General features: G+C 42.6%; 28 protein-coding genes and 1 riboswitch. Of the genes, 7 read left to right on the top strand and 21 right to left on the bottom strand.

Annotated elements, in window-relative coordinates; all coding sequences use genetic code 11:
* Nucleotides 1-3: 3 nt before the first annotated feature.
* The 15 genes from sufC to C6Y01_RS11020 all read right to left on the bottom strand — a co-directional run bounded on the left by sufC (nt 4) and on the right by C6Y01_RS11020 (nt 12,536).
* On the bottom strand, nt 4-789 hold the full coding sequence (gene sufC / locus C6Y01_RS11085) for a Fe-S cluster assembly ATPase SufC (protein WP_003213654.1): 786 nt from the start codon (nt 787-789) through the stop codon (nt 4-6).
* A gap of 211 nt (nt 790-1,000) precedes the next feature.
* The gene (locus C6Y01_RS18940; protein ID WP_162839378.1) at nt 1,001-1,138 is read right to left on the bottom strand and encodes a YuzK family famiily protein; all 138 of its coding nucleotides are present in this window, start codon (nt 1,136-1,138) and stop codon (nt 1,001-1,003) included.
* Nucleotides 1,139-1,353: 215 nt separating this feature from the next.
* The gene (locus tag C6Y01_RS11080; RefSeq protein WP_106038202.1) at nt 1,354-1,722 is read right to left on the bottom strand and encodes a carboxymuconolactone decarboxylase family protein; all 369 of its coding nucleotides are present in this window, start codon (nt 1,720-1,722) and stop codon (nt 1,354-1,356) included.
* 103 nt (nt 1,723-1,825) lie between these two features.
* Nucleotides 1,826-2,647 (bottom strand): methionine ABC transporter substrate-binding lipoprotein MetQ, encoded by an 822-nt coding sequence (metQ, locus tag C6Y01_RS11075; protein WP_106038201.1) that lies wholly within the window; start codon nt 2,645-2,647, stop codon nt 1,826-1,828.
* Nucleotides 2,648-2,661: 14 nt separating this feature from the next.
* Nucleotides 2,662-3,330, bottom strand: coding sequence for a methionine ABC transporter permease (locus C6Y01_RS11070; protein ID WP_099727008.1), 669 nt, complete (start codon nt 3,328-3,330; stop codon nt 2,662-2,664).
* A complete protein-coding gene (locus C6Y01_RS11065) occupies nt 3,323-4,348 on the bottom strand; it encodes a methionine ABC transporter ATP-binding protein (RefSeq protein WP_106038243.1) in 1,026 nt (341 codons plus the stop codon). The genes C6Y01_RS11070 and C6Y01_RS11065 overlap by 8 nt, the downstream gene beginning before the upstream one ends.
* Before the next feature lie 154 nt (nt 4,349-4,502).
* Nucleotides 4,503-4,611: riboswitch (SAM riboswitch) on the bottom strand.
* A gap of 102 nt (nt 4,612-4,713) precedes the next feature.
* Complete coding sequence (locus C6Y01_RS11060; protein WP_034659911.1) at nt 4,714-5,055, bottom strand: SCP2 sterol-binding domain-containing protein; 342 nt, start codon at nt 5,053-5,055, stop codon at nt 4,714-4,716.
* A 120-nt stretch (nt 5,056-5,175) separates the two neighbouring features.
* Nucleotides 5,176-5,478 carry a thioredoxin family protein gene (locus C6Y01_RS11055; protein ID WP_034659912.1) on the bottom strand — a complete coding sequence of 101 codons (303 nt, stop codon included), beginning with the start codon at nt 5,476-5,478 and terminating at the stop codon, nt 5,176-5,178.
* 12 nt (nt 5,479-5,490) lie between these two features.
* A complete protein-coding gene (locus C6Y01_RS11050) occupies nt 5,491-5,835 on the bottom strand; it encodes a toprim domain-containing protein (RefSeq protein WP_034660691.1) in 345 nt (114 codons plus the stop codon).
* Between the two features lie 128 nt (nt 5,836-5,963).
* Nucleotides 5,964-6,200: a YusG family protein gene (locus tag C6Y01_RS11045; RefSeq protein WP_034659913.1), complete on the bottom strand. Its 237-nt coding sequence runs from the start codon at nt 6,198-6,200 to the stop codon at nt 5,964-5,966.
* A gap of 43 nt (nt 6,201-6,243) precedes the next feature.
* Entirely contained in the window at nt 6,244-6,627 is a 384-nt protein-coding gene (gcvH, locus tag C6Y01_RS11040; RefSeq protein ID WP_008347039.1) for a glycine cleavage system protein GcvH, read from the bottom strand.
* Nucleotides 6,628-6,693: 66 nt separating this feature from the next.
* Nucleotides 6,694-7,050 carry an arsenate reductase family protein gene (locus C6Y01_RS11035; protein WP_034317446.1) on the bottom strand — a complete coding sequence of 119 codons (357 nt, stop codon included), beginning with the start codon at nt 7,048-7,050 and terminating at the stop codon, nt 6,694-6,696.
* Nucleotides 7,051-7,161: 111 nt separating this feature from the next.
* Nucleotides 7,162-8,943, bottom strand: a complete 1,782-nt coding sequence (locus C6Y01_RS11030; protein WP_034659914.1) for an acyl-CoA dehydrogenase family protein — start codon at nt 8,941-8,943, stop codon at nt 7,162-7,164.
* A gap of 14 nt (nt 8,944-8,957) precedes the next feature.
* Nucleotides 8,958-10,133, bottom strand: coding sequence for an acetyl-CoA C-acetyltransferase (locus tag C6Y01_RS11025; protein WP_034659915.1), 1,176 nt, complete (start codon nt 10,131-10,133; stop codon nt 8,958-8,960).
* 12 nt (nt 10,134-10,145) lie between these two features.
* Nucleotides 10,146-12,536 (bottom strand): 3-hydroxyacyl-CoA dehydrogenase/enoyl-CoA hydratase family protein, encoded by a 2,391-nt coding sequence (locus tag C6Y01_RS11020; RefSeq protein ID WP_106038200.1) that lies wholly within the window; start codon nt 12,534-12,536, stop codon nt 10,146-10,148.
* A 199-nt stretch (nt 12,537-12,735) separates the two neighbouring features.
* On the opposite strand from C6Y01_RS11020, the gene C6Y01_RS11015 reads away from it, so the two are divergent.
* The 3 genes from C6Y01_RS11015 to C6Y01_RS11005 are packed head-to-tail and all read left to right on the top strand — an operon-like array spanning nt 12,736 to nt 13,510.
* The gene (locus C6Y01_RS11015) at nt 12,736-12,873 is read left to right on the top strand and encodes a YuzL family protein (RefSeq protein WP_003212904.1); all 138 of its coding nucleotides are present in this window, start codon (nt 12,736-12,738) and stop codon (nt 12,871-12,873) included.
* A gap of 26 nt (nt 12,874-12,899) precedes the next feature.
* A complete protein-coding gene (locus C6Y01_RS11010; RefSeq protein ID WP_223249598.1) occupies nt 12,900-13,151 on the top strand; it encodes a hypothetical protein in 252 nt (83 codons plus the stop codon).
* A gap of 11 nt (nt 13,152-13,162) precedes the next feature.
* Nucleotides 13,163-13,510, top strand: coding sequence for a spore coat protein (locus tag C6Y01_RS11005; RefSeq protein ID WP_034659918.1), 348 nt, complete (start codon nt 13,163-13,165; stop codon nt 13,508-13,510).
* A gap of 32 nt (nt 13,511-13,542) precedes the next feature.
* On the opposite strand, the gene C6Y01_RS11000 is transcribed toward C6Y01_RS11005, so the two are convergent.
* The 3 genes from C6Y01_RS11000 to C6Y01_RS10990 all read right to left on the bottom strand — a co-directional run bounded on the left by C6Y01_RS11000 (nt 13,543) and on the right by C6Y01_RS10990 (nt 15,291).
* Nucleotides 13,543-13,794 (bottom strand): YusU family protein, encoded by a 252-nt coding sequence (locus tag C6Y01_RS11000; protein WP_066030425.1) that lies wholly within the window; start codon nt 13,792-13,794, stop codon nt 13,543-13,545.
* Between the two features lie 72 nt (nt 13,795-13,866).
* Nucleotides 13,867-14,697 carry an ABC transporter ATP-binding protein gene (locus C6Y01_RS10995; RefSeq protein WP_003213584.1) on the bottom strand — a complete coding sequence of 277 codons (831 nt, stop codon included), beginning with the start codon at nt 14,695-14,697 and terminating at the stop codon, nt 13,867-13,869.
* A gap of 147 nt (nt 14,698-14,844) precedes the next feature.
* Entirely contained in the window at nt 14,845-15,291 is a 447-nt protein-coding gene (locus C6Y01_RS10990; protein ID WP_187704584.1) for a YusW family protein, read from the bottom strand.
* Nucleotides 15,292-15,404: 113 nt separating this feature from the next.
* Here C6Y01_RS10990 and C6Y01_RS10985 point away from each other — a divergent pair, with 113 nt between their 5' ends.
* Nucleotides 15,405-16,247, top strand: a complete 843-nt coding sequence (locus tag C6Y01_RS10985) for an oxidoreductase (RefSeq protein WP_106038198.1) — start codon at nt 15,405-15,407, stop codon at nt 16,245-16,247.
* Between the two features lie 45 nt (nt 16,248-16,292).
* Here C6Y01_RS10985 and C6Y01_RS10980 read toward each other — a convergent pair whose 3' ends face one another.
* The gene (locus tag C6Y01_RS10980; RefSeq protein WP_034659926.1) at nt 16,293-17,663 is read right to left on the bottom strand and encodes a S1C family serine protease; all 1,371 of its coding nucleotides are present in this window, start codon (nt 17,661-17,663) and stop codon (nt 16,293-16,295) included.
* A 336-nt stretch (nt 17,664-17,999) separates the two neighbouring features.
* Between C6Y01_RS10980 and C6Y01_RS10975 the strand changes: the two genes are divergently transcribed.
* Nucleotides 18,000-18,677 carry a response regulator transcription factor gene (locus C6Y01_RS10975; RefSeq protein WP_034659928.1) on the top strand — a complete coding sequence of 226 codons (678 nt, stop codon included), beginning with the start codon at nt 18,000-18,002 and terminating at the stop codon, nt 18,675-18,677.
* Nucleotides 18,674-20,005 carry a sensor histidine kinase gene (locus tag C6Y01_RS10970; RefSeq protein WP_106038197.1) on the top strand — a complete coding sequence of 444 codons (1,332 nt, stop codon included), beginning with the start codon at nt 18,674-18,676 and terminating at the stop codon, nt 20,003-20,005. Before C6Y01_RS10975 ends, C6Y01_RS10970 begins: the two co-directional genes overlap by 4 nt.
* A gap of 20 nt (nt 20,006-20,025) precedes the next feature.
* On the opposite strand, the gene spxO is transcribed toward C6Y01_RS10970, so the two are convergent.
* A complete protein-coding gene (gene spxO, locus C6Y01_RS18935) occupies nt 20,026-20,190 on the bottom strand; it encodes an anti-adapter protein SpxO (RefSeq protein WP_095285802.1) in 165 nt (54 codons plus the stop codon).
* 192 nt (nt 20,191-20,382) lie between these two features.
* Between spxO and C6Y01_RS10965 the strand changes: the two genes are divergently transcribed.
* Nucleotides 20,383-21,261, top strand: coding sequence for a TetR/AcrR family transcriptional regulator (locus C6Y01_RS10965; protein ID WP_034659930.1), 879 nt, complete (start codon nt 20,383-20,385; stop codon nt 21,259-21,261).
* Between the two features lie 78 nt (nt 21,262-21,339).
* On the opposite strand, the gene fumC is transcribed toward C6Y01_RS10965, so the two are convergent.
* Entirely contained in the window at nt 21,340-22,734 is a 1,395-nt protein-coding gene (fumC, locus tag C6Y01_RS10960) for a class II fumarate hydratase (RefSeq protein WP_034659931.1), read from the bottom strand.
* Nucleotides 22,735-22,822 lie beyond the last annotated feature (88 nt).

Raw genomic sequence — 22,822 nt, 5'->3', positions numbered from 1 at the left:
CGCTTACGCTTCTTGACCAACAGTTTCGTCTTCAATCCCTAACTCTTTTTTAATCCAGTCATAGCCTTCTGCTTCTAAACGCTGCGCGAGCTCTGGTCCGCCAGATTTCACGATACGTCCTTGCATCATGACATGAACGTGATCTGGTGTGATGTAGTTCAGTAGACGCTGATAGTGAGTGATCATTAAGCAGCCGAAGCTTTCGCCGCGCATTCTGTTAATTCCTTTAGAAACCACTTTCAACGCATCGATATCAAGACCAGAATCGATTTCGTCAAGAATCGCAATTTTTGGTTCAATCATCATTAATTGAAGAATTTCATTGCGTTTTTTCTCCCCGCCTGAAAAACCTTCGTTTAGGTAGCGCTGCGCCATGTCTGGGTCCATTTCAAGGAACTCCATGTTTTCGTCCATTTTGCGGATGAATTTCATCAGAGAGATTTCATCGCCTTCTTCTCTGCGAGCGTTAATAGCAGAACGAAGGAAGTCCGCATTTGTGACACCACTAATTTCAGATGGGTATTGCATCGCAAGGAAAAGACCTGCTTGAGCGCGCTCATCTACTTCCATTTCAAGTACATCTTCGCCATCTAGCAAAATGCTGCCTTTTGTTACTTCATATTTAGGGTGTCCCATAATTGCAGCAGATAAAGTTGATTTACCTGTACCGTTTGGTCCCATTACTGCGTGGAATTCTCCACCTTTTATCTCGAGGTTTACACCCTTTAAGATTTCTTTCCCTTCAATCTCAACGTGCAAGTCCTTAATTGTTAATGTCGAAGCAGTCATATATCGATACCTCCAAAATAATCATTATTCTCAATTTATTCTCATTCTAATTTTATAACAAATTAAAAGTGAATACAACACATTCACGATATACGTGAGAGGATGCTCTCAAAATTCTAACAAAAAAAGCCGGTAGATAAAAGGATTTATGTCGAAAAGACTGTTTTCATAAAGAAAGGACGGGAAACTGTTCTCCCCGTCCCTGAGCTATTTAATAGCCTCGTATATTCATTTTTGCGAGCTGTCTTTTCTCATCTCGATAGGACTGCTCTCGTTTATATTCCACTTTCATCCGTAAGTCATGGTCTCTTTCGTACTCTGCATAGCTCATGCCATGAGCTTTATGCATGGCCTTTTCCATCTCGGCGGTATAATCCAATCCCAGTGTACTATGGTCCGAACAAATAATAAACCATTCCCTTCTTTGAGTGTAGCTTTATTATATCAAAGACATGCGGCTTCACTCAAAAGGGATATGACGTTCTATGCTGGCATATTTTCTCTCACAATCGGCTGAGAACGACTCAACTCCCTGATATGGAAAAATACCGTCTTATCCTTCCCTTAATGCGTCTGTCCTCCAAATTCATCTATACATTGCTGAACGACAGTAATCCCTTGACTCAGTGCTGCCCCGCCGCCAAATGCTGCCGCCACGCTGACAACCTCCAGCAAATTCTCTTCTGTCGCGCCTTGATCGAGCGCTCCCTTTGTATGATAAATCATGCAGTATTCATCCTGTGCATGAATACTGATGCCAAGGGCAATCATTTGCTTATCCTTTTGCGTTAATGAATCGCTCTGAAAGCATTGCTCCGTAAATTCATTGAATTTCTTCCCAAACACCGGCATTTTCTTCTGAAATTCACCCATTGCCGTTTTATAATCCGTCAGTGATTGCTGCATAGATCCGCTCATATGCTGTTCATTCATCTTTATTCCATCCCTTCAGGTCATTTGTTCGTTTTTATTATGAGCGAGATTTGAAAAAATACACAAAAAACCTCGCTTTGATGAAAGCGAGGTTGAATCGTTGTTATTCAGATACCGGTAGAACTGCACCGTCGTATTTTTTGTCGATGAATTCTTTAATTTTATCAGAGTGAAGAACTTCCATTAATGTCTTGATCTTCTCTGATTTTTCTTCACCTTTGCGAACAGCCACGATGTTTGCATACGGGTTGTTCTTTGTTTGCTCAAGTTCAATTGAATCTTTTTTCGGATTCAATTTATTTTGAATCGCATAGTTGACGTTGATAAACACAGCATCACCTTCACTGTTTTCATAAGCTTTCGCTGTTAGTTCAGGAGCGATTTTTTTGAACTTTAGGTTCTTTGGGTTTTCTTTGATGTTCTTGACCGTTGAGTTGATTGTATCAACCTTTGGATCAAGCTTAATGACACCGGCATTTTGTAATAGAGCAAGCATACGTCCTTGCTCAGCTACGTTGTTTGTCATGATGATGGTGCCGCCATTTGGAATATCTTTTACTGATTTGTATTTCTTAGAGTAGATACCGAAAGGCTCAAGGTGAACCGCACCAGCACTTACTAGGTTATAATCTTTGTTTGATTTGTTCTCTTCGTTCAAGTAAGGGATATGTTGGAAAAAGTTTGCATCCACTTCTTTTTCAGCTAACGCTTTGTTGTACATTTTATAATCACTAAGTACTTTCACTTTGAGATCGTAGCCTTTTTCTTTTAGAAGTGGTTTTGCTTCTTCAAGAATCTCGGCATGTGGTGTTTTTGAAGCCGCAACCGTAATGGTTTTGCTATCACTTGCGTTATTAGATGAACCGCATGCAGCTAAAATGCCTGCAAATGCTAGAAATAGTGCACTTAAAATCAATTTCTTCATGAATAAATCCTCCCTTAACGTTTATCAATTTTATTTGTAATCAAATCACCGATTATTTGAATAATAAAGACGATGATGAGAATAAACACAGTGGCAACAAGTGTGACATCTGTATTACCAGATTGGTATCCCTCTACATAAGCAAGGTCACCAAGTCCGCCTGCTCCAATTGCACCTGCAATCGCAGTTGAGCCAATTAGAGCAATCGCTGTTACGGTAATACCTGAAATGAGGGCTGGCAATGATTCTGGCAGCAATACTTTGAAAATGATGGTCGACGTTTTCGCTCCCATTGATCGTGCTGCTTCAATGACTCCTTTGTCTACTTCACGCAGTGCAATTTCGACAAGGCGTGCATAGAATGGAGCTGACCCTATGACAAGGGCAGGGAGGGCTGCATTGGGACCTAGAATTGTGCCCATAATAAGTTTTGTAAACCCTAATAATAGAATGATTAAAATGATAAAAGGAATCGATCTAAAAATGTTGACGACTGCCCCGATAACGGTGTTAATCGGTTTATTTTCCCAAAGACCGCCTTTACTAGTCAGAAAGAGCAATAGCCCAAGGATGATACCAATAATAAAAGCAAATGCTAGTGAAATGAGTGTCATGTACACCGTTTCACCCGTTGCATTCCAAATGACATCTAAATCAACGTTCGGAAACCATTTCTCAAACATGTGTCATCACCTCGATTTCAACCTGTTTGCTTTGGATATAGGCGATGGCTTTTTCTACCTCGGTCTCTTCTCCATTAATATGGATAAAGAGTGTTCCAAACGCGCCTTCCTGCGTTTGAGAAATCTTCCCTTGAAGGATGTTCACATCGACCTTGAAGGATCGAATGATTTCAGTGATCAGCGGCTGCTCGGCAGAATCGCCAATAAAGGACAACCGTACGACCTGACCTTCTTTTACTCGCTCTAAGACGTGCTCGATTGTTTCTTTCGCTTCCTCTGGTTCAGCAAGCTGCTGTACAAATCGCTTCGTCATTTCTTCCTTTGGCTGTCTGAACACGCGTAATACTTCGCCTTCTTCGACAATACGTCCATTCTCCATGACCGCCACGCGATGACAAATTTTGCGAATGACGTGCATTTCGTGTGTAATCAGCACAATCGTGAGCCCTAGTCGTTTATTGATATCCGCCAAAAGCTCAAGGATGGAATCGGTTGTTTGCGGATCAAGCGCAGACGTCGCTTCGTCACAAAGAAGAACCTTTGGATCATTTGCTAATGCTCTCGCAATCCCCACACGCTGCTTTTGTCCGCCGCTTAGCTGAGACGGATACGCATTTTCTTTTCCTTCTAAACCGACTAATTTAATCAGTTCATTCGCACGTTCTCTCCGTTTTGATGCCTTTACACCTGCGATCTCAAGCGGGAACATAATATTTTGTCTCACCGTTCTTGACCAAAGTAGGTTGAAGTGCTGGAAGATCATACTGATTTCTTGTCTTGCTTTCCGAAGTTTCGCATTCGATACTTCATTGATCCGGTTGCCTGCCACTTCAACAATTCCTGCTGTTGGCAGCTCCAGACCGTTTAATAGGCGAATAAGCGAGCTTTTTCCGGCACCGCTATACCCGATAATTCCGAATATTTCACCTTTATCGATATCCAAGTTAACTTCTTTCACGGCATCAACATTTCCGCTTTTAGAGTGGTACGTTTTTGATACATTCTGTAAATGGATCACAGTCTGTTCACCTGCTTTCTTGCTGAATCTATAGGTTGCCATCACATACGTTATTTATTCTTCCTGCTGTCATGCCTCTAGCCTGACACCAGGTCAGTAAAAAAGACCTAACTGCAACGCAAGCAGAAAGGCCTTTTATGTTCAATACGCCTTTCTCTCATCTTTCAAAGCATTGCGGCTTTGAGTGAATTGGCACCAATTTCAGCTATGCTGACGGTTGCCGGGTTTCATAGGGCACGTCCCTCCACCTCTCTTAATAAGAGAAAATATGTTGTTTTATGTGATGTTCATGTTTTTACTAACGTAGAATATCATGCTACCCGAGATATGTCAACGCTGTAAATCGCTAATTTCCAAGTAAACGACTACGTTATCATTTTTCGAAAAAAACCGTTCGTCAGCCAAAGCACAGCCTCTAGTCTTAAGAGCGCACGGAATGACCCTTTTACTTTTACTTGTCCTCTGCTAATTAACTGCTGTAAGGACATATCTCCATCTAATAATTGAAGTATTTCTTTTCTCTCACCATAAAAGATGAGATCCGATAACTCAATTGCAGGTAGTTTCTTCACTTCACCACGCTCATCCACAATCAATGTACAAGAGTCAGTTTCCGCCTCAAATGTAATCTTCAAGGATGATGATGAGAGCAGCGGTTTTAATAATAAACGCTGCCCTGTGTTCCCATGGGTTTTCACATTTTCCACATGTATAACCTCCCTGTCATTTGGTTATACATAACATTTCTCTACAAACATTGGCTTGTCCTTTATAAATAACTCGACAAATTTTCAGACGAATTGCTTGAAATATGACAAAAAACCGCTTTATTTAGCGGTTTCAATCATTTCATGAAGATATGGAACGGAGTGAAAGGCATAGCCTTTTTGCACCAGCTCACCTTTTTTAAACAGTAGAAAGCAAGGAACGCTTTCGATCTCAAAAGCTTTTGCAAAGCCTGGTGAGTAGTTTAAATTGTTTTCATAAAATGGTACATCCGGCTGCATGGTGTCTACGACTGTCAGCATTTTCTTTGCCAGCTGACATGTCCCGCAAAACGGTGTATATAAATATAAAAGAAATAAATCGTCCTTTATTTCCTTGAATTCGTGTTCTTCAATCTCTTTCATATACGTCCACCCTCATAAATATTTCGAATGAACATCAATGTTTGCAGCTAATAGGATAGATGCAATGTGGGCTGACGGTGAAGCGGCCACTTCGCGGTATGTTCTGTCGACAAAAAGATGAAGTGCTTCAGGGAATTCTTTTCGAAATTGCTTCCGCAGTTTGTCGCCTGCATCGTCACTGTCTGCTAATATGTAAACGTCTTTCCCCAATAATTCGTCTACGAGCTGATCCAGCTTCGATGTACTGATCGTGCCATTGGTGCAAATGATGGTAACAGGTTCACTTATGACTTCTTTTAGCTTTTGTTTGTCTGTTTTACCTTCTACAATGATGACCTTTTCTACCTCTACATTCAACACGATCACCCGGCCCTTTTGACATTGTTCACTTCTCCCTTAGATTACAATCTTTCATCGAGGTTGTAAAGATTGGGCACTTGCACTAAAAAGACTGCAGCTTATGCTCACTGCAGCCTCATCTGTGATTAGCACCAGCCATTTTCATCATCACAGTCTACATATTTTTCTGTCCCGTGGGTCAATGTATCCGTCAGACGATAAAAACGATTTTGATCATAGGAATAACCTGATTTTAACTCATATTGGTTTTCACTAATCATCGTGCCAATCTCTTCATTTTGATGATACAGCACCATGCCGCTTTCTTTGAATCGTCCAGTGACATGATCTGTTATATCCACCTGTTCTTTTTGAAAAGACAAATTGGACACCCCCATAAAGGTAGAGTGTCCAATTTCACGTGAATTAGTCTTCTTTTGTCATTTCTTCATATTGCTCAGCGGTCATCAAGTTCTCGATTTCAGATGCATCAGCTGGCTCTACCACGATCATCCATGCTTTTTCGTATGGAGAGTCGTTGACGAATTCAGGGCTGTCATCCAGCTCATCGTTCACTTCGACGATTGTGCCGTTGATCGGTGCGTAAAGCTCAGAAACTGTTTTCACTGATTCTACACTTCCGAAAGGCTCGTCCGCTGTGATTTTGTCTCCTACTTCAGGAAGCTCAACGAACACGATATCGCCTAGCTCAGATTGAGCAAAATGCGTAATACCGATACGCACCTTATCCCCTTCTACTTTGACCCATTCATGTTCTTCTGAATAACGTAAATCTTTTGGTGTGCTCATTCAATACCCCTCCAGTCTTTTCTTTCAATCTATATTGAAGATACCACAATCTGAATGAAAGTTACATCATTTCCAGACGCTTTTAAATGTATCTTCATTAAATCCAACTGTGACTCGTTTACCGTCTGTTGTAATCGGACGCTTGATCAGCATTCCGTTAGACGCGAGTAATTCTAGCTGCTCGTCCTCTGACATTGCAGGAAGTTGATCTTTCAGCTGTAGCTCCCGGTATTTCTGTCCGCTTGTATTAAAGAACTTCTTCAGCTCTAAGCCGCTTTTTTCGTAAAGGGCTTTTAATGTTTCTTTATCAGGCGTCTCTTCGACGATATGTATGCTGTTGATGTCTTTATTGTGTTCTTCCAGCCATTTTTTTGCTTTTCGGCATGTACCGCAAGATGGGTATTCATAAAAATCTAAAGCCACCATTTTCACCTCCTGCAAATTGTGAGAACATTTTATCACAAAATATTTTAAAAACCTAAATGTATGCTTACAAAAAGGTGCGGATATCACTCCGCACCTTTTAAGCTGTCCTTATACGATATATTTCTCTGCTTCAAAGATTCGTTTCGCCACTTCGCGCTTTTTGGCGATGACATTGATCGGGGTGAATCTTGTCAGTTTGCGAAGAGCTGACAGACTCATGCGGAGTGAATCTCCTTCTTCCATCGCGATCAAGGATTCTTTTGCATGGGCTTCAATTTTTAAGAAGGCTTCCTGCGTGAAAATTTGTGTGTAGGCAAGCTTTTGAGCGTTCTTTTCTAGCCCTGATGAAGCGATTGCCTTTTCGGTACGCAGAATCGCCGATTCAGCAGCAAAAATTTCATTGACGATATCCGCTATGTTCACAAGGATTTCTTGCTCTTTGTCTAAAGCTTTTCCATACTTCATCGCTGCCATACCAGATACCATAAGGGCGGTCTTTTTCGCATGGGCGAGTAAATATTTTTCTTGATCGAGCGGCTGATCACCCGGCTCTTCCGGCATCATCATCATGAGCTCTTCCTGTAAGGTTTGCGCTTTTTGAAGCAGCGGAAGCTCCCCTTTCATCGCTTTCTTCAGGAATGTGCCTGGTACAAGCAGACGGTTGATTTCGTTTGTCCCTTCAAAAATACGGTTAATCCGCGAGTCACGATAGGCTCTTTCGACCTCGTATTCTTGCATGAATCCATATCCGCCGTGAATCTGCACGCCTTCATCTGCAATATAATCTAAAGTTTCAGAGCCAAGCACTTTACAAAGAGAGCATTCAATCGCATATTCTGCAATGGACTGGGCAATTTGTTTGCCGTCCTTTTGCTCTTCTTCACTTAATAGACCCATGCGCTGTTCAAATAATCCGACTGTGCGGTAAACAGCACTTTCCATCGCATAGAGCTTTGCCGACATGTTGGCTGCTTTTTCACCAATTAAGCTGAATCGAGAAATTGGTGTTTGGAACTGCTTACGCTGGTTTGCATATTCTGCCGATAATTGAATGACACGTTTTGACGCACCAATTGTCCCGACTGCCAGCTTGTAGCGTCCGATATTCAAAATGTTAAAGGCAATGACATGACCTCTGCCAGCTTCACCTAGTAAATTCTCCTTTGGCACTTGAGCATCTTCAAGAATTAACGTTCTCGTCGAGGACCCTTTAATGCCCATCTTTTTCTCTTCAGGTCCAGTTTTGACACCTGGAAAATCCTTTTCTACGATAAAAGCAGAGAAGTGTTCACCATCAATCTTCGCATATACGACAAAGACGTCGGCAAATGCGGAGTTTGTAATCCATTGTTTTTCCCCATTAAGCACATAATGGGTTCCAGCTTCATTCAGGACTGCCGTCGTTTTTGCTCCAAGAGCGTCAGAGCCTGATCCTGGCTCAGTTAGGGCGTACGCCGCAATCGTTTCTCCAGAAGCGAGTCCAGGCAGGTATGCTTCCTTTTGCGCTTGATTTCCAAACAGCACGATTGGCAGAGATCCAATGCCGACATGGGCGCCATAGGAAAGTGAGAAACTCCCTGCTCTGGAGAATTTCTCGGTAATGATGGCTGAACTGATTTTATCTAATCCGAGTCCGCCGAATTCTTCAGGCACATCAGCTCCTAGAAGTCCAAGCTCTCCAGCCTTTTTGAGAAGCCTGACGGAATGCTCGAATTCATGATTTTCAATTTGATCTATATATGGAACAACGTCTTGTAAAATATAATCCTCTGTTGTCTTTCCAATCATTTGATGCTCATCAGAGAAATCCTCTGGTGTAAAGATATGCTCATAATTCGTCTCATCAATTAAGAAGCTTCCACCCTTTTTTACATCTTCCATTGCTTTCATCCTGATTTCCCCCTTTAGATCAATTCAAAAATTCCTGCTGCTCCCATGCCCCCGCCGATACACATTGTGACGATGCCAAATTGCTCGTTTCGCCGTTTCATTTCATGAATGAGTGACAGTGTAAGTTTCGTTCCTGTACAGCCGAGCGGATGCCCTAGCGCGATTGCCCCGCCATTGACATTCACTTTCTCTTCATCGATCCCTAAATGACGAATGACTTGAATTGCCTGAGAGGCAAACGCTTCGTTTAATTCAAACAGCCCGATATCCTTCAGCTCAAGTCCAGCGATTTTCAGCGCACGCGGAATGGCTTCAATCGGACCGATTCCCATCACCTCAGGCGGTACACCGCCAACAGCAAACGCCCGGAACTTGGCGAGCGGCTGAAGGGAGAGTGAGGATGCTTTCTCACGGTCCATCATCATCACACACGCAGCGCCGTCACTTGTTTGAGAAGAGTTCCCTGCAGTCACCGTGCCTTTTGTTGAGAAAGCCGGACGCAAAGTGGAAAGAATCTCCTCCGTTGTGCCCGCTCTCACGCCTTCATCCTGTGAGAAGGTGAATGAATGCTCTTCTAATTGATATTGCTCCCCTACCCGCCGCTCTGTTACATCAACGGATACGATTTCATCTGAAAATTTCCCTTCCTGCAATGCTTTGGCTGCCTTTTGATGACTTCTTACCGCAAAGGCGTCCTGATCTTGACGTGTGACCTGATACTTTTGCGCCACTTGCTCTGCCGTGTGGCCCATGCTCATATAATATTCAGGCGCTTGCTCTGCCAATTGAGCATTCGGACGAATGGAATGACCCATCATCGGCACCTGTGACATCGATTCGACTCCTCCGGCTAAGATCGTTTCTGCCTGGCCGAGCATAATCCGTTCACCCGCATAAGCGATTGACTGAAGACCAGATGAGCAGTAGCGGTTGATGGTGATGGCAGGTACTGTATACGGAAGCCCTGCTAACGCCCCAATATTCCGAGCCACATTTAACCCCTGCTCTGCTTCTGGTGTTGCACACCCGATGATCAAATCATCTATCTGTCCGTCGTAATTACCGGCACGCTTTAATGTTTCTTTTACACACAATGCGCCCATATCATCAGGCCGAACATGTTTTAACGATCCTTTTTTCGCCTTCCCTACTGGTGTTCTCGCGCCAGCGACAATGACTGCTTCTCTCATTTTGACTCCCCCTTAGTTACGTAAAGGTTTTCCTTTGACGAGCATGTGCTGCATGCGTGCCTGTGATTTCACTTCTCCTACAAGACTTAAAAAGGCTTCCCTTTCAAGCTCTAATAAGTATTGCTCCTCTACCTCTGTTCCAAATGGCAGTTTCCCACCGGAAATGACATGAGCTAATTTTTTGACAATGGTCATGTCATGCTCTGAAATGTATCCAGACAGTCTCATATTTTCAGCAGCCAATATCATTGCTGCATAGCCTGTTTCTCCCATGACGGGCACCTTCTGCTTGAGCGGTGCACGATAACCCGCTTCATCAAGAGAGAGCACGAGTTGTTTCGCATCATAGATCAGGTGGTCCCCGTTCATACTGATTCGGTCACTCACGCGGAGCATGTTCATATCCCGCGCTTCCTCAGCCGAAGTGGATACTTTAGCCATTGCAATCGTTTCAAATGTTTTCAGCGTGGCATCTTGTATAGCGGTCTGCGTCGGCTTAGCTGATCCTTGCAGATGGCGAAGGTATAATTCTTTGTTTCCACCACCGCCCGGAATCAGTCCAACTCCCGCTTCAACAAGACCCATGTATGCTTCACTGGACGCTTGAATAGCTGCTGCCGGCAGACAAACCTCTGTTCCGCCTCCTAATGTCATGCCAAACGGTGCAGCAACGACTGGACGGTCGCTATATTTCACCTTCATCATTGCCTGCTGGAAGCGGCGGATCACAAAGTCAATTTCAAAGAAATTATCGTCCTGAGCTTCCATTAAAATCAGAGCAAGGTTGGCACCAACACAGAAGTTCTTCCCTTGGTTTCCGATGACAAGCCCTCTATAATTCTGTTCCACCTCATCGACAGCGCGATTGATCATGTCAATGACATCTAGTCCAATGGCATTGCTTTTGGAGTGAAATTCGAGCAAGGCGACATCATCACCGATATCAATCAAGCTCGCACCAGAATTTTTAAAAATCACGCCCTGCTTCTTTTTCAATTTCGCTAAAGAAATATTCTTTTCGTTTCCTTTTTCCTGTTCGTAAGCCCCATTGTGATAAAACGCACGCTCTCCATCAGCATTCACTTGATAGAATGTGTCGTGTCCTTCTGACAGCATGTCTTGCACCCACTGCGGGATGCAGTGACCTTCTGCTTCCATGCGCTCAGCTGCTTTTTTCACACCGATTGCATCCCAGAGCTCAAATGGACCGTGCTGCCAGCCAAATCCCCATTTCATTGCGTTATCGATGGACTGAATATCATCCGCAATTTCACCTTTTAACTGAGCTGAATAAAGGAGCACAGGTGCCGTCATGTTCCAAAGCAATTGTCCTGCACGGCCATCTTGATAAATAAGCGCTTTCAATTTCGCTTTCGTCCCCTTTTGCTGCTTCGCCATCTCAATGCCTGGATCTTTAAGCTTCGTTCGTTCTCCATACGTGAGCGTCACAGGATCAAGTTCTAAAATGCTGCCCTTTCCATTTTTTTGATAAAATCCTTGCCCTGCCTTGCTGCCAATCCATCCTTTTTCAAGCATTGTTTCAATAAACTCAGGCAGCTGGAAAATATCTTTTTCCTTTCCTTCTACTTGGTCATATACGTTGCGGGCTACATGGGAAAACGTGTCGAGCCCTACGACATCAAGTGTACGGAAGGTCGAACTTTTCGGTCTTCCAATGAGGGGTCCTGTGACCGAGTCCACCTCTCCAATGGTGTATTTGTTTTCAAGCATTTCACGCACTGTCACAAGGAGTCCATAAGTACCAATACGATTGGCAATAAAGTTCGGCGTATCTTTCGCTTCAACGACGCCTTTGCCAAGTACATCCTCACCAAACGTTTTCATGAATGCAAGTACTTCTGGATCTGTTTCTTGAATAGGAATGATTTCTAAAAGCTTTAAATAACGAGCTGGGTTAAAAAAATGTGTGCCTAAAAAGTGGCGTTTAAAATCATCTGATCGGCCTTCTGCCATTTTTTCAACCGAAATACCGGATGTGTTACTTGATACGATGCTGCCTTCTTTGCGGTGTTCGTCGATGAGAGAGAATACGTGTTGTTTGATGCTGAGTTTTTCAGTGACGACTTCAATGATCCAGTCAGCATCATGTAATAAGGAAAGGTGATCTGTGAGATTTCCCGGTGTGATGTATGATAGGTTTTTTGCTGATGTAAGAGGTGCTGGCTTTTGCTTTAACAATTTTTTCATCGCTTCTTGACTTAATCTATTCCGAACACTAGGGTGATCAAGCGTTCTCTTTTTCGCCGTTTCTTCCTTTGTCAGTTCGTTTGGCACAATATCTAGCAATGTTACTGGTATCCCGATATTGGCTAGATGCGCAGCAATGCCTGAGCCCATGACACCTGAACCAATGACAGCCGCCTTGCGAATATGTTTGCCCATAAATATCCCCCTAAACATTTTGAATGAACAGTCATTCATTTTTTGTCCAAAAAAAAGCAATGCCTCTTTCTTTATCTTAAAAGATTTTCCGAAACAGTTCAAGAGCGGATTTCAAAAATTTACACATTCTGATGTGCCTTACTTTGCGGCGTATGAATTAAAGATGAGAGGGCATTGTAAGAATGGAGGTGATGTCCACATGTCTCGTTTGAAGAAAAACCCATCGAAAGCAGGCGTAAGTGCTGCAAGTGTAAAAGGAAACGCAGGTCCATCACAGGAAGCAGACCTAGGCGGTAAAAAGACCAGTCAAAATCAGCAATATAAAAAGAATCAGTAAGGAAACAAAATCGTAAGGAGGAACACATCTTGAACAATCAGCAAATGAATATGCCCCCGCAAGTCATTTCAGTGAAAGATTCCTTGTACTTAGAGGATATGCTGAATTGGAACTTGATCGCTATGAAAAAGGCTCACTTTATGGCCGAGCACTGCCAAGACCAGACTTTGAAACAAGAATTAAATCAAGTGGGCCAAATGCATCATCAGCATTACACACAAATTCTTCAGCATTTAGGCAGCTCAGGGCAAGGCCAGTCTACTGGCTTTATGCAATAGGAGGAAAAAACATGGAACAACAAAACCAACAAAAAATCGGGAATCCACAAACTCCGGTTCCCACGACAACAAACATGAATGATCGCGATTTTGTCACAGACCTTTTGTCGACTGAAAAATATATGACAAGCGGTTACAACACAGCGCTCAATGAATTCAGTCATGAATCTCTTTACCAAGATATTCAGCGAATTGCGCTAGAAACTCAGAAAACCCAAAGACATTTATATGATGTCATGTTCCGATATGGCTGGTATTCTGTTGAAGCCGCTGAACAGCAAAAGCTCCAGCAGGCACACCAGAAATTCCAGCAAACACTGACAGATCAATCTCCATACGGACCATCACAGATGTCATAAAGAAAAACTGCCAGTGTAGTGCTGGCAGTTTTTTAACGGTCTTGATTGGCTCGATGAGCTTCGTTCATTTGTTTGATCCGCTGAATTGTTTCTTTGATTTCTTCCTTCGCTTCTGGATACGTTTCATTAAAGTGCTTGGCTAGAGGCGGCATGCTTTTTGCAATATGAGAATAGATCACCCACTGTTTCACATCTTGTTTCAGTGCGTCTGTTGATTCACCAAGCAGCAGCTCTGTATATTTATCAAGCAAGCCCTCAAGCTTTTCATCTAATTCATTTCCCATTGAGTTTCCGCTCCCTTTTTAAGAAAAAAGCCTGACTCTGTGCGTAACAGATGTCAGGCTTTTGACATACGATTATCTTGCAGCAAGAAATGTCTCCGCTTGCGCTTGCTGTACAATACAGCGTCCTCTACCGTGCGGAATACATAATGGTGTCCCGAATAAAGGATCTGTCGTCACTTGGCAGTTCATATCAAAGACATTTTTCACAAGATCACAATTAATGACTGTTTCTGGTCTTCCTTCTGCATAAATCGTCTTGTCTTTAATCGCCACAAGGTGATGAGCATATCTGCATGCGAGATTCAGGTCATGAAGAACCATGACAATCGTGCGCTGCTCTTTTTCATTTAAGTCAAACAGAAGGTCTAGAATTTCAATTTGATGCGTCATGTCTAAATACGTCGTCGGCTCATCTAACAAGATAATATCCGTCTCCTGTGCTAACGTCATCGCAATCCATGCACGCTGCCTTTGTCCACCTGATAATGAATCGACCGTTCGATCAGCGAGGTCTTCCATCTTTGTTGACTTCAGTGCGCGATTCACCGCTTCCTCGTCTTGCTTCGACCACTGCTTCAGCCAATTTTGATAAGGATATCTGCCTTGCTTCACTAATTGATGCACCGTCAATCCTTCTGGCGCTTCTGGTCCTTGCGGAAGAATGGCGAGCTGTTTCGCTACTTCCTTTGTTGGTAATTTGGCAATGGAATGACCTTCAAGCAGGACAGAACCACCCATTGGCTTCATGAGACGGGCCAAAGAGCGAAGTAGCGTGGATTTACCGCATCCATTGCTGCCAATAAATACTGTGATTTCACCCTTAGGGATTGATACATTTAGTTCATCTATGATCATTGTTTCTCCGTAGCCTAAGCTTAAACCTTCAGTAGAAATGGCACTCATTCCGCTCAAACGCTCCTTTTCTCATGCAAATTTTTATATGAAATATCGTCTATGTATAGACGGAAAAGATCACTTATCTCAATTTAGTGTATCAGATTTAAGTGATCTTGAAAATCATTTTCAATTAAAAAATGAGAAAGTCTCGTTTTACTTCTTCTTTTGGAATGTACGTTTGGTCCCATCTTCAAGCTTAATATTGACCTGAATCCGCTGATAATCATCGTCTAGATTAAAAGCGGCTAATAGCTCATTTACATACGCATCATTGATCTTCTCACTAGGAATAGACATATCATTTAGCTTCATCTTCATCTCGCGTAATGCTTCTTCACCTTCATAGCGGACACCGTTCATATGATCACGGATAAGTGCTTCTTCTTTGCCTTTCGCCTGACGATAGGTGGCTTCGTATAATTCGCTTTTCTGCCCGTATTGAACATGCAGGTGGAGATGCTCAAATGGAAGTTCCTTCATTTGAACCGCTGAGAGACTCTCTGCTTCTGCTTCCTTTGTTTGCTGCAGCGGTTCGATTGATTGGCAGCCAGACAGCATAAAAAGCAGCACTCCTATTTGTCCCGCCTTCTTCCAACACATCATGTGCTTCCTCCTATTTCTTATCATCGCTTTTTATTCTTCTCCATCCTGCTTTTCGTTATTCAATAAAACAGCGGACTATGGTAGATTGAAACAAAAAGGAGAACGAGATGATGAAAAGAACAGCCATTGTAACTGGCGCCAATAGCGGCTTTGGCAAGCTCATCACGATAGGTCTCGCCAAGCAAGGCTATACAGTGATTGCAGGGGTCAGGCAGGAAGCCAATGCGAAAAAGCTTGCCGAAGAGATCAAGCAAGCCTCTTTATCCGAAGCGATACATATTGAAGCATTAGATGTGACAGATACGCAGTCGATTCAAGCATTTCAGAAAAAGCTACATGCTTACGCCCTCATTACCTTGCTTGTCAACAATGCGGGAACAGCATATGCGGGTTTTGCTGAAGAGGTTCCTGTTGACACGTACCGCCAGCAATTTGATGTAAACGTCTTCGGAGTCATGGAAATGACACAAGCCGTCCTTCCGTTTATGACAAATGGTGCAAAGATATTCAATATGAGCAGCATCAGCGGATTAATGGGAATGCCCGCGCTTTCTCCATATGTATCCTCCAAGTTTGCTTTGGAGGGCTATACAGAGAGCTTGCGCATTGAACTGGCCTCGTTCGGTATACAGGCAGCCTTGATCGAGCCAGGCTCTTTCCAAACAAATATTTGGAACACGTCTATGAACGAGCACATGTTGCAGCCAGGGGAAGGATCGAAATACACAAGCATCTATCAAAAGATGATGGTTTATATCAATGCCCAGAAAACCAACTACGGTGACCCGAGTGAAGTCGCAGAGCTTGTGATTCGATTAGCCGAGAAGAAACGGCTGAAAAAGTTGAGATATCCGATTGGGAAAGGGGTGCGACTTTCATTCACAGCAAAGCAGCTCTTGCCTTGGAGCATGTGGGAAAAGATCATATTACGTACACTCTCTTCAAAAAAATAAGCATAAAAAAACAGGTAGACCTTTAACGTCCACCTGTTTTTTCATTTATTCGGTTTCAGACTGTCCAAGGGTAATGTCTAGATTTTTATTTTTCCCTTCACGAATGACAGTCATTGTCGTTTTATCGCCGACTTTTGTTTCTTTGTACAAAATTTCTTTCAGCTGAGAGCTGTTTGCCACGTTTTTCCCTTTGAATTTGATGATGACATCTCCAGATTTCAAGCCTGCTTTTTGTGCAGGTGATCCTTTTGATACATCTTTTACATAAATCCCTTTGCCGATTTGTTTATCAAATAAGCCGAGCGTATTTTCTTGATACGTTTCAGGCACTTGCTCAAGGTCAATCATTTGTACGCCAAGGTAAGGACGTTCAACCTTTCCATTTTTCAACAGCTCATCTACAATCGGTTTGACATCGTTACTTGGAATCGCAAAGCCAAGTGATTCCACACCGCTTTCGCTAATTTTTAAACTGTTGATGCCAATGACTTGACCATCTGTATTGATAAGCGGTCCCCCGCTGTTCCCGGGGTTAATCGCTGCATCTGTTTGCAGTACATTCATTTCCACCGTACCAGATGATGTGTTCGCTTCAACTGTACGATCAAGACCACTAATAATCCCTTCTGTCACAGTACCAGAGAACTGTGCACCGAGCGGGTTCCCAATTGCGATCACTTTGTCTCCAGCACGGAGCTTAGAAGAATCACCAAAGCTCGCCACTTTATCAATGCCGTCTGCATTGATTTCAACAACAGCTAAATCTGTCATCACATCATTGCCGACCAGCTTTGCGTCTTTTGTTTTCCCATCATAAAGTGTGACCTTCAGTTTATTGGCACCCTCGACTACGTGGTTATTTGTAATAATGTACGCTTTTTTGCCATCTTTTTTAAAGACGACACCAGAACCCGTTCCAGCTTCAGCTTCTGTTGAGTCACCGCTAAGGCCAAACGAATTTTGTGTAGATTGATAGTTTGAGACTCCTACAATGGTTGGCTCTAAATCTTCTACCATATCAGCGACATTCGTGGCATTGGTGATTTGTTTTGTTGAGAAATTATCAGAAGCTGCCGGCTCACTTGAAGCTGTTTGCGTTTGTGTGTTTGCAGCTGTGTCCTGTGACTGCGGCAAAAGCGGTGTAATGCCAAGCACAAGGCCTCCGCCAATAATCCCTCCAAGGATCGGACTGAGCCATGCCGCTTTCCGCTTTTTCTCCTTTTTCGACGCACGGTCATCCTCCATTTGAGGAGAATGGTTTGTCACACTCTCCTGAGTGGCAGATGCTTCGTTTTCATGAGGTTGATAAACGAGTTCCTTTTCTTTTTCTGGTTCGTCTATTTGTTTCTCATTCTCTTGATGCACATCTTCTTGATGATTCATCTTCTTCTCTTCATCTTCTCTTCGGAAATCCATCGCTTGCACTCCTTTACATCGTGTTCATGACTTGCTTGATTCATATGTTTAGATAGGACTCATGTCCTCTTAATGGCAATATCATTGAAGATACTTCATGACAATATGTCAAATTATATAATACTTATTGATAGAAAAAAAGCAAGGTGCGCACATTCGTGAAAAGCACCTATTTATCTACCTTTTGTCTATGCCCTTTTTTCCCTTGAGCTTATCATAAACAAACATTATGGGATAATGATGAGAAGAATATGTGAAATTGTGAAAAAAGCATGTGATTGTTGACATGCCGCCTTTGTATCCCGTTATAATGACGTTGAGAGGATGTGGAAGACTTTGTCGTACACCATTTATTTAGTGGAAGATGAACAAAACTTAAACGAACTTTTAACCAAATATTTAGAAAGTGAAAATTGGAATGTCTCCTCTTTTTTAACCGGAGAAGCGGCACGCCGGGCAATGAACAAGCCGCCGCATCTATGGATTTTAGATATCATGCTGCCTGATACAGATGGCTACACACTCATTAAAGAAATCAAAGCCGCATCACCTGACATACCGGTCATTTTCATTTCGGCACGCGATGCAGATATCGACCGTGTCCTCGGCTTAGAGCTGGGAAGCAGTGATTATATTGCGAAGCCATTTCTTCCGCGCGAGCTGATCATTCGGGTGCAAAAGCTGCTTGAGCTTGTGTACAAAAATAGCGATACTCCGCAGCAGAAAAGCGTCACACCCGTCTCCTCCTATGTCATTCATGAGGATGTAAGAGAGGTGTATGAAGGAGATCAGCTGATTAACTTAACTTCTAAGGAATTTGACTTGCTGCTTTTATTTACACATCATCAGGGACATGCTTTTTCTCGTGAAGATATCCTCGTCAAAATTTGGGGACACGATTACTTCGGAACAGATCGTGTGGTCGACGACCTTGTCAGACGGCTACGCAAAAAAATGCCCGACTTAAAGGTCGAGACCATCTATGGATTTGGCTATAGGATGCTAAAAGGATGAAGAACAAACCGCTCGCTTTTCAAATTTGGGTCGTCATCTCTGGTATTTTGCTCACGATCTCGATTGTCCTGATCATCCTATTTTCCAATACATTACGAAACTTTTTCACGAATGAAATTTATAAAAATATCGAAAATGAACAGCAGGTGCTCACAGAATATCCGTTGAACCGAGACGGCTCGCCAAAGTCGACACCGGAAAACCGCTCGGTGCAGCACATTCTGATTCCGTCAGATGAATTAAACCAAATGGCGCAGTTTTTCCCGCACGCCTTTATTGAGAAAATCCAAGCCTTTGTGAAAAAACAAAAAAGTGCAACGAAACGCTATTCTGAAGAGGTGAATGGCCAGCACATCTTTTTTGTCATCAAAAAAGTATCAACAGACAATACACAATATATTCTTCTGTCCTATGCACCAGACTCTTATCGAGACGACCTGTCCTTTACGCTGTTTAAACAGCTGATATTTATCCTTGGCACCGTTATTTTATTAAGCTGGATTCCATCGATTTGGCTTGCCCGCTACTTATCCCGTCCAATCGTTGCGTTTGAAAAGCACGTGAAGCGGATTGCGCAAGAGGACTGGGACGACCCTGTCATCGTTGACCGGCAAGATGAGATCGGGAAGCTTGGTCATACCATTGAAGAAATGAGACAAAAGCTCATTCAAAAGGATGAAACAGAACGGACTCTTTTGCAAAATATATCACATGACTTAAAGACACCCGTCATGGTCATCCGCGGCTATACGCAGTCGATTAAAGATGGTATTTTTCCTAAGGGAGATCTTGAACAAACGGTGGAAGTCATTGAAGGTGAAGCGGAAAAACTTGAGAAGAAAATCAAGGATTTGCTGTACTTAACAAAGCTTGATTATTTATCAAAACAACACCCCGCACATGCTTCCTTCCTACTCAGTAATACGATGCTGGAAGTGGTCGACCGAATACGCTGGTCGAAAAATGAATTGCAGTGGAACGTGGACTTAGATGATGAGGCTGCTCTTGAAGGCGATCCAGAACAATGGAGCAAATTATTTGAGAATGTACTAGAAAATCAACTCCGCTACGCAAAAAGTAAAATTGATATCCAAATGAAACAGGAAGAGGATCAAATACGCATTGTCATTCGTAATGACGGTCCTCACATTGAAGAACATATGCTATCCAACCTATACGAACCTTTTAGTAAGGGAAAAAAGGGCGAATTCGGTATTGGATTAAGCATTGTCAAAAAAATTCTCTCCATGCATCAAGCGTCTATATCAATTGAAAATGATGATCTAGGTGTACGTTATACGATCACGGTTCCAAAGAAGAGACTGTAGGTTTTTGACCGCAGTCTTTTTTAGATGAATGAATACCCATTGAAATCACGGTATGTGGCTTTGATTTTCTTGCCAGCTTGATACATCCATTTCTTTTCAATGGTTGTCTCTTTCGGCATTTTGACTTTTTCTACTTGTATTCCTTTTGTTCGCAAGCGTCTCATCATATCATCGATTTCTCTCATGGAACATCATCCTTTCACATTTTTTGACCAGTTGGTCACCTTACTTTATAATATAAAGAATTACACTGTAAAAAACAAGTTACAATCTGATTAATTTTTGAAAACTTTCGTCGTTTATGACCGATAAGTCACATCTCTTTGCGCACGTTTCCTAAGACATTTGTCTCTCGGTAAGAAAGGATGACATTCATATTGAAAAAGAAAGAAAAAATGATCATTGAGGCCGGCATGAAATTGTTTGCCAGCAAAGGCTACAATACAACGTCTGTTCAGGAAATTGCGGATGAATGCCACATGTCAAAGGGTGCTTTTTATCTTTATTTCAAATCAAAGGAAGCACTGCTCATTTCAATCTTGCACTACTATTATGATAAGGTATTTACCCGGATTCACGAGGTTCAAACAGAGGGCGGCACACCAAAGGAAGCCTACCGCAAACAGCTCACTGTCTACTACGATAATATTTTGCAGCAAAAGGATTTTATTAAAATGCAGCTGAGCGATCGAGCACTGCCAATGAATGAAGAAACGCAGCAGCTCGCAAAACAAATCAGACTTGCCACCATTCAGCTTCACATTGATAACATTAAGCAGGTATATGGAGATGCAGCGATTCCTTATATGGCTGATCTTTGTTTGACGATTGAGGGCATGAGCCACGTTTATTTCGAGCTTGCGATTTTATATGATTTTCAGCTGGAGGCTGAGGAGCTAGCTGCAACGATGATTCACCGTATCGATGATTTGATGGGCGGTATGATGGAGCGAAATGATTTTCCGCTCATCTCTGTAGATCAAGCGAGCGATTGGTTTGGTCCTATTTACGAACGGTCATTCGACCCGCTGACAGAATCTCTTTTAAAAGAATTAAGAGAGCAGGCTGAAGCACACTATGAAGTGAAAGATGAGCCAGATTTATTTGAAGCGCTTGGCATTTTAGAAAATGAATTAAACAAACAAAAACCAAGACAAGTCATCGTAAAAGGCATGCTGTATCAATTAAAATTATACGCACCGCTCCAAACCAACTCTGAATCACTTATGCGTATTTTGAAAGAGGATCATTTGTAGAACCCAGGGCAGTCCCTGGACTTTCATTTTGTTCGATACTCTCAATGAAAAAAACCAGGGGCTGCTGCCCCTGGTTTCTTATTTTGCTTTCGGTGTCACCATTTCTTCTGGTTTCACAAACTCTTCAAACTGCTCTTCTGTTAGCAGCTCTAATTGAAGTGCTGCTTCTTTTAATGTTAAACCTTCTTTGTGAGCAAGCTTTGCAATTTTTGCTGCATTTTCATATCCGATGTGCGGGTTGAGTGCCGTCACAAGCATCAATGAATTGTTCAAGTTTTTCTCGATTGTTTCTAGGTTTGGTTCGATTCCAACTGCACACTTGTCATGGAATGAGTTCATGCCGTCAGCAAGTAATTCAACTGATTGTAAGAAGTTATAAATGATGACCGGCTTAAATACGTTCAGCTCAAAGTTTCCTTGGCTAGCGGCAAAACCGATTGTTGCATCATTCCCCATGATTTGTGCTGCAATCATTGTTAAAGCTTCACTTTGAGTTGGGTTGACTTTACCTGGCATAATGGAGCTTCCTGGTTCATTTTCAGGAATGATCAATTCACCAATTCCGCAGCGCGGACCACTTGCCAGCCATCTCACATCATTGGCAATTTTCATTAAATCAGCTGCAAGTGCTTTTAGGGCACCGTGTGCATACGTAATTTCATCATGGCTTGTCAGCGCATGGAATTTGTTTGGTGAAGAATTGAATGTTTGACCTGTCAGTTGGCTGATTTCCTCAGCGACATATTGTCCGAACTCAGGATGTGCGTTAATCCCTGTACCAACAGCTGTTCCGCCAATCGCAAGCTCTCTCATTTTTTCAGTTGATTCTAGAATCATTTCTTTTGAACGATCCAGCATGTACACCCAGCCGCTAATCTCTTGACCTACTGTCAGTGGTGTTGCGTCTTGTAAGTGCGTACGGCCGATTTTAACAATCTCTTGATACGCTTTTGCTTTCTCATCAAGAGTGGCTCTTAATTGATCAATCGCCGGCAATAATTTTTTATACACAGCTAAAACAGCTGCCACGTGCATAGCAGTTGGGAATGTGTCGTTTGAGCTTTGGCTGCGGTTGACGTCATCATTCGGATGAATGCTGAACTCACTATTTTTATCTTTCAAGTAAGCAGTTGCTCTATTTGCAACAACTTCGTTCATATTCATGTTACTTTGTGTTCCACTGCCTGTCTGCCATACAACAAGCGGGAAATGCTCGTCATACTTTCCGCTGATGATGTCATCACATACAGCAGCAATTGCTTCTGCTTTTTCGCTTTCAAGGTTGCCAAGACGTTCGTTGGCAATCGCTGTGCTACGTTTCAAAATTGCAAACGCATTCACAACTTCCTTTGGCATTTTCTCAGAACCGATTTTGAAATTTTCTTTGCTTCGTTGTGTTTGTGCACCCCAGAACTTGTCCTTTGGCACCTTGATTTCGCCCATTGTATCTTTTTCGATTCTAAATTCCGTCATTATGTATCCCTCCATAGCTTCTCATCACTCAACTCTATTCTATACAAAAAACCAAAATCCTTTAAGCGTTTTCAATTAAAATTTTATC

The sequence above is a fragment of the Bacillus sp. NMCC46 genome, from assembly GCF_002998465.1.
Taxonomy (GTDB): Bacteria; Bacillota; Bacilli; order Bacillales; family Bacillaceae; genus Bacillus.
Note: the sequence above shows the minus strand (reverse complement) of the source record. Positions and strands in the feature narration are given on the sequence as shown.

Coding starts and splice junctions, on each gene's coding strand:
- sufC (WP_003213654.1), bottom strand. CDS start 789: ATGACTGCTTCGACATTAACAATTAAGGACTTGCACGTTGAGATTGAA.
- C6Y01_RS18940 (WP_162839378.1), bottom strand. CDS start 1,138: ATGCATAAAGCTCATGGCATGAGCTATGCAGAGTACGAAAGAGACCAT.
- C6Y01_RS11080 (WP_106038202.1), bottom strand. CDS start 1,722: ATGAATGAACAGCATATGAGCGGATCTATGCAGCAATCACTGACGGAT.
- metQ (WP_106038201.1), bottom strand. CDS start 2,647: ATGAAGAAATTGATTTTAAGTGCACTATTTCTAGCATTTGCAGGCATT.
- C6Y01_RS11070 (WP_099727008.1), bottom strand. CDS start 3,330: ATGTTTGAGAAATGGTTTCCGAACGTTGATTTAGATGTCATTTGGAAT.
- C6Y01_RS11055 (WP_034659912.1), bottom strand. CDS start 5,478: ATGAAAGAGATTGAAGAACACGAATTCAAGGAAATAAAGGACGATTTA.
- gcvH (WP_008347039.1), bottom strand. CDS start 6,627: ATGAGCACACCAAAAGATTTACGTTATTCAGAAGAACATGAATGGGTC.
- C6Y01_RS11030 (WP_034659914.1), bottom strand. CDS start 8,943: ATGAAAGCAATGGAAGATGTAAAAAAGGGTGGAAGCTTCTTAATTGAT.
- C6Y01_RS11025 (WP_034659915.1), bottom strand. CDS start 10,133: ATGAGAGAAGCAGTCATTGTCGCTGGCGCGAGAACACCAGTAGGGAAG.
- C6Y01_RS11020 (WP_106038200.1), bottom strand. CDS start 12,536: ATGGGCAAACATATTCGCAAGGCGGCTGTCATTGGTTCAGGTGTCATG.
- C6Y01_RS11015 (WP_003212904.1), top strand. CDS start 12,736: ATGTCTCGTTTGAAGAAAAACCCATCGAAAGCAGGCGTAAGTGCTGCA.
- C6Y01_RS11005 (WP_034659918.1), top strand. CDS start 13,163: ATGGAACAACAAAACCAACAAAAAATCGGGAATCCACAAACTCCGGTT.
- C6Y01_RS11000 (WP_066030425.1), bottom strand. CDS start 13,794: ATGGGAAATGAATTAGATGAAAAGCTTGAGGGCTTGCTTGATAAATAT.
- C6Y01_RS10995 (WP_003213584.1), bottom strand. CDS start 14,697: ATGAGTGCCATTTCTACTGAAGGTTTAAGCTTAGGCTACGGAGAAACA.
- C6Y01_RS10990 (WP_187704584.1), bottom strand. CDS start 15,291: ATGTGTTGGAAGAAGGCGGGACAAATAGGAGTGCTGCTTTTTATGCTG.
- C6Y01_RS10985 (WP_106038198.1), top strand. CDS start 15,405: ATGAAAAGAACAGCCATTGTAACTGGCGCCAATAGCGGCTTTGGCAAG.
- C6Y01_RS10980 (WP_034659926.1), bottom strand. CDS start 17,663: ATGGATTTCCGAAGAGAAGATGAAGAGAAGAAGATGAATCATCAAGAA.
- C6Y01_RS10970 (WP_106038197.1), top strand. CDS start 18,674: ATGAAGAACAAACCGCTCGCTTTTCAAATTTGGGTCGTCATCTCTGGT.
- spxO (WP_095285802.1), bottom strand. CDS start 20,190: ATGAGAGAAATCGATGATATGATGAGACGCTTGCGAACAAAAGGAATA.
- fumC (WP_034659931.1), bottom strand. CDS start 22,734: ATGACGGAATTTAGAATCGAAAAAGATACAATGGGCGAAATCAAGGTG.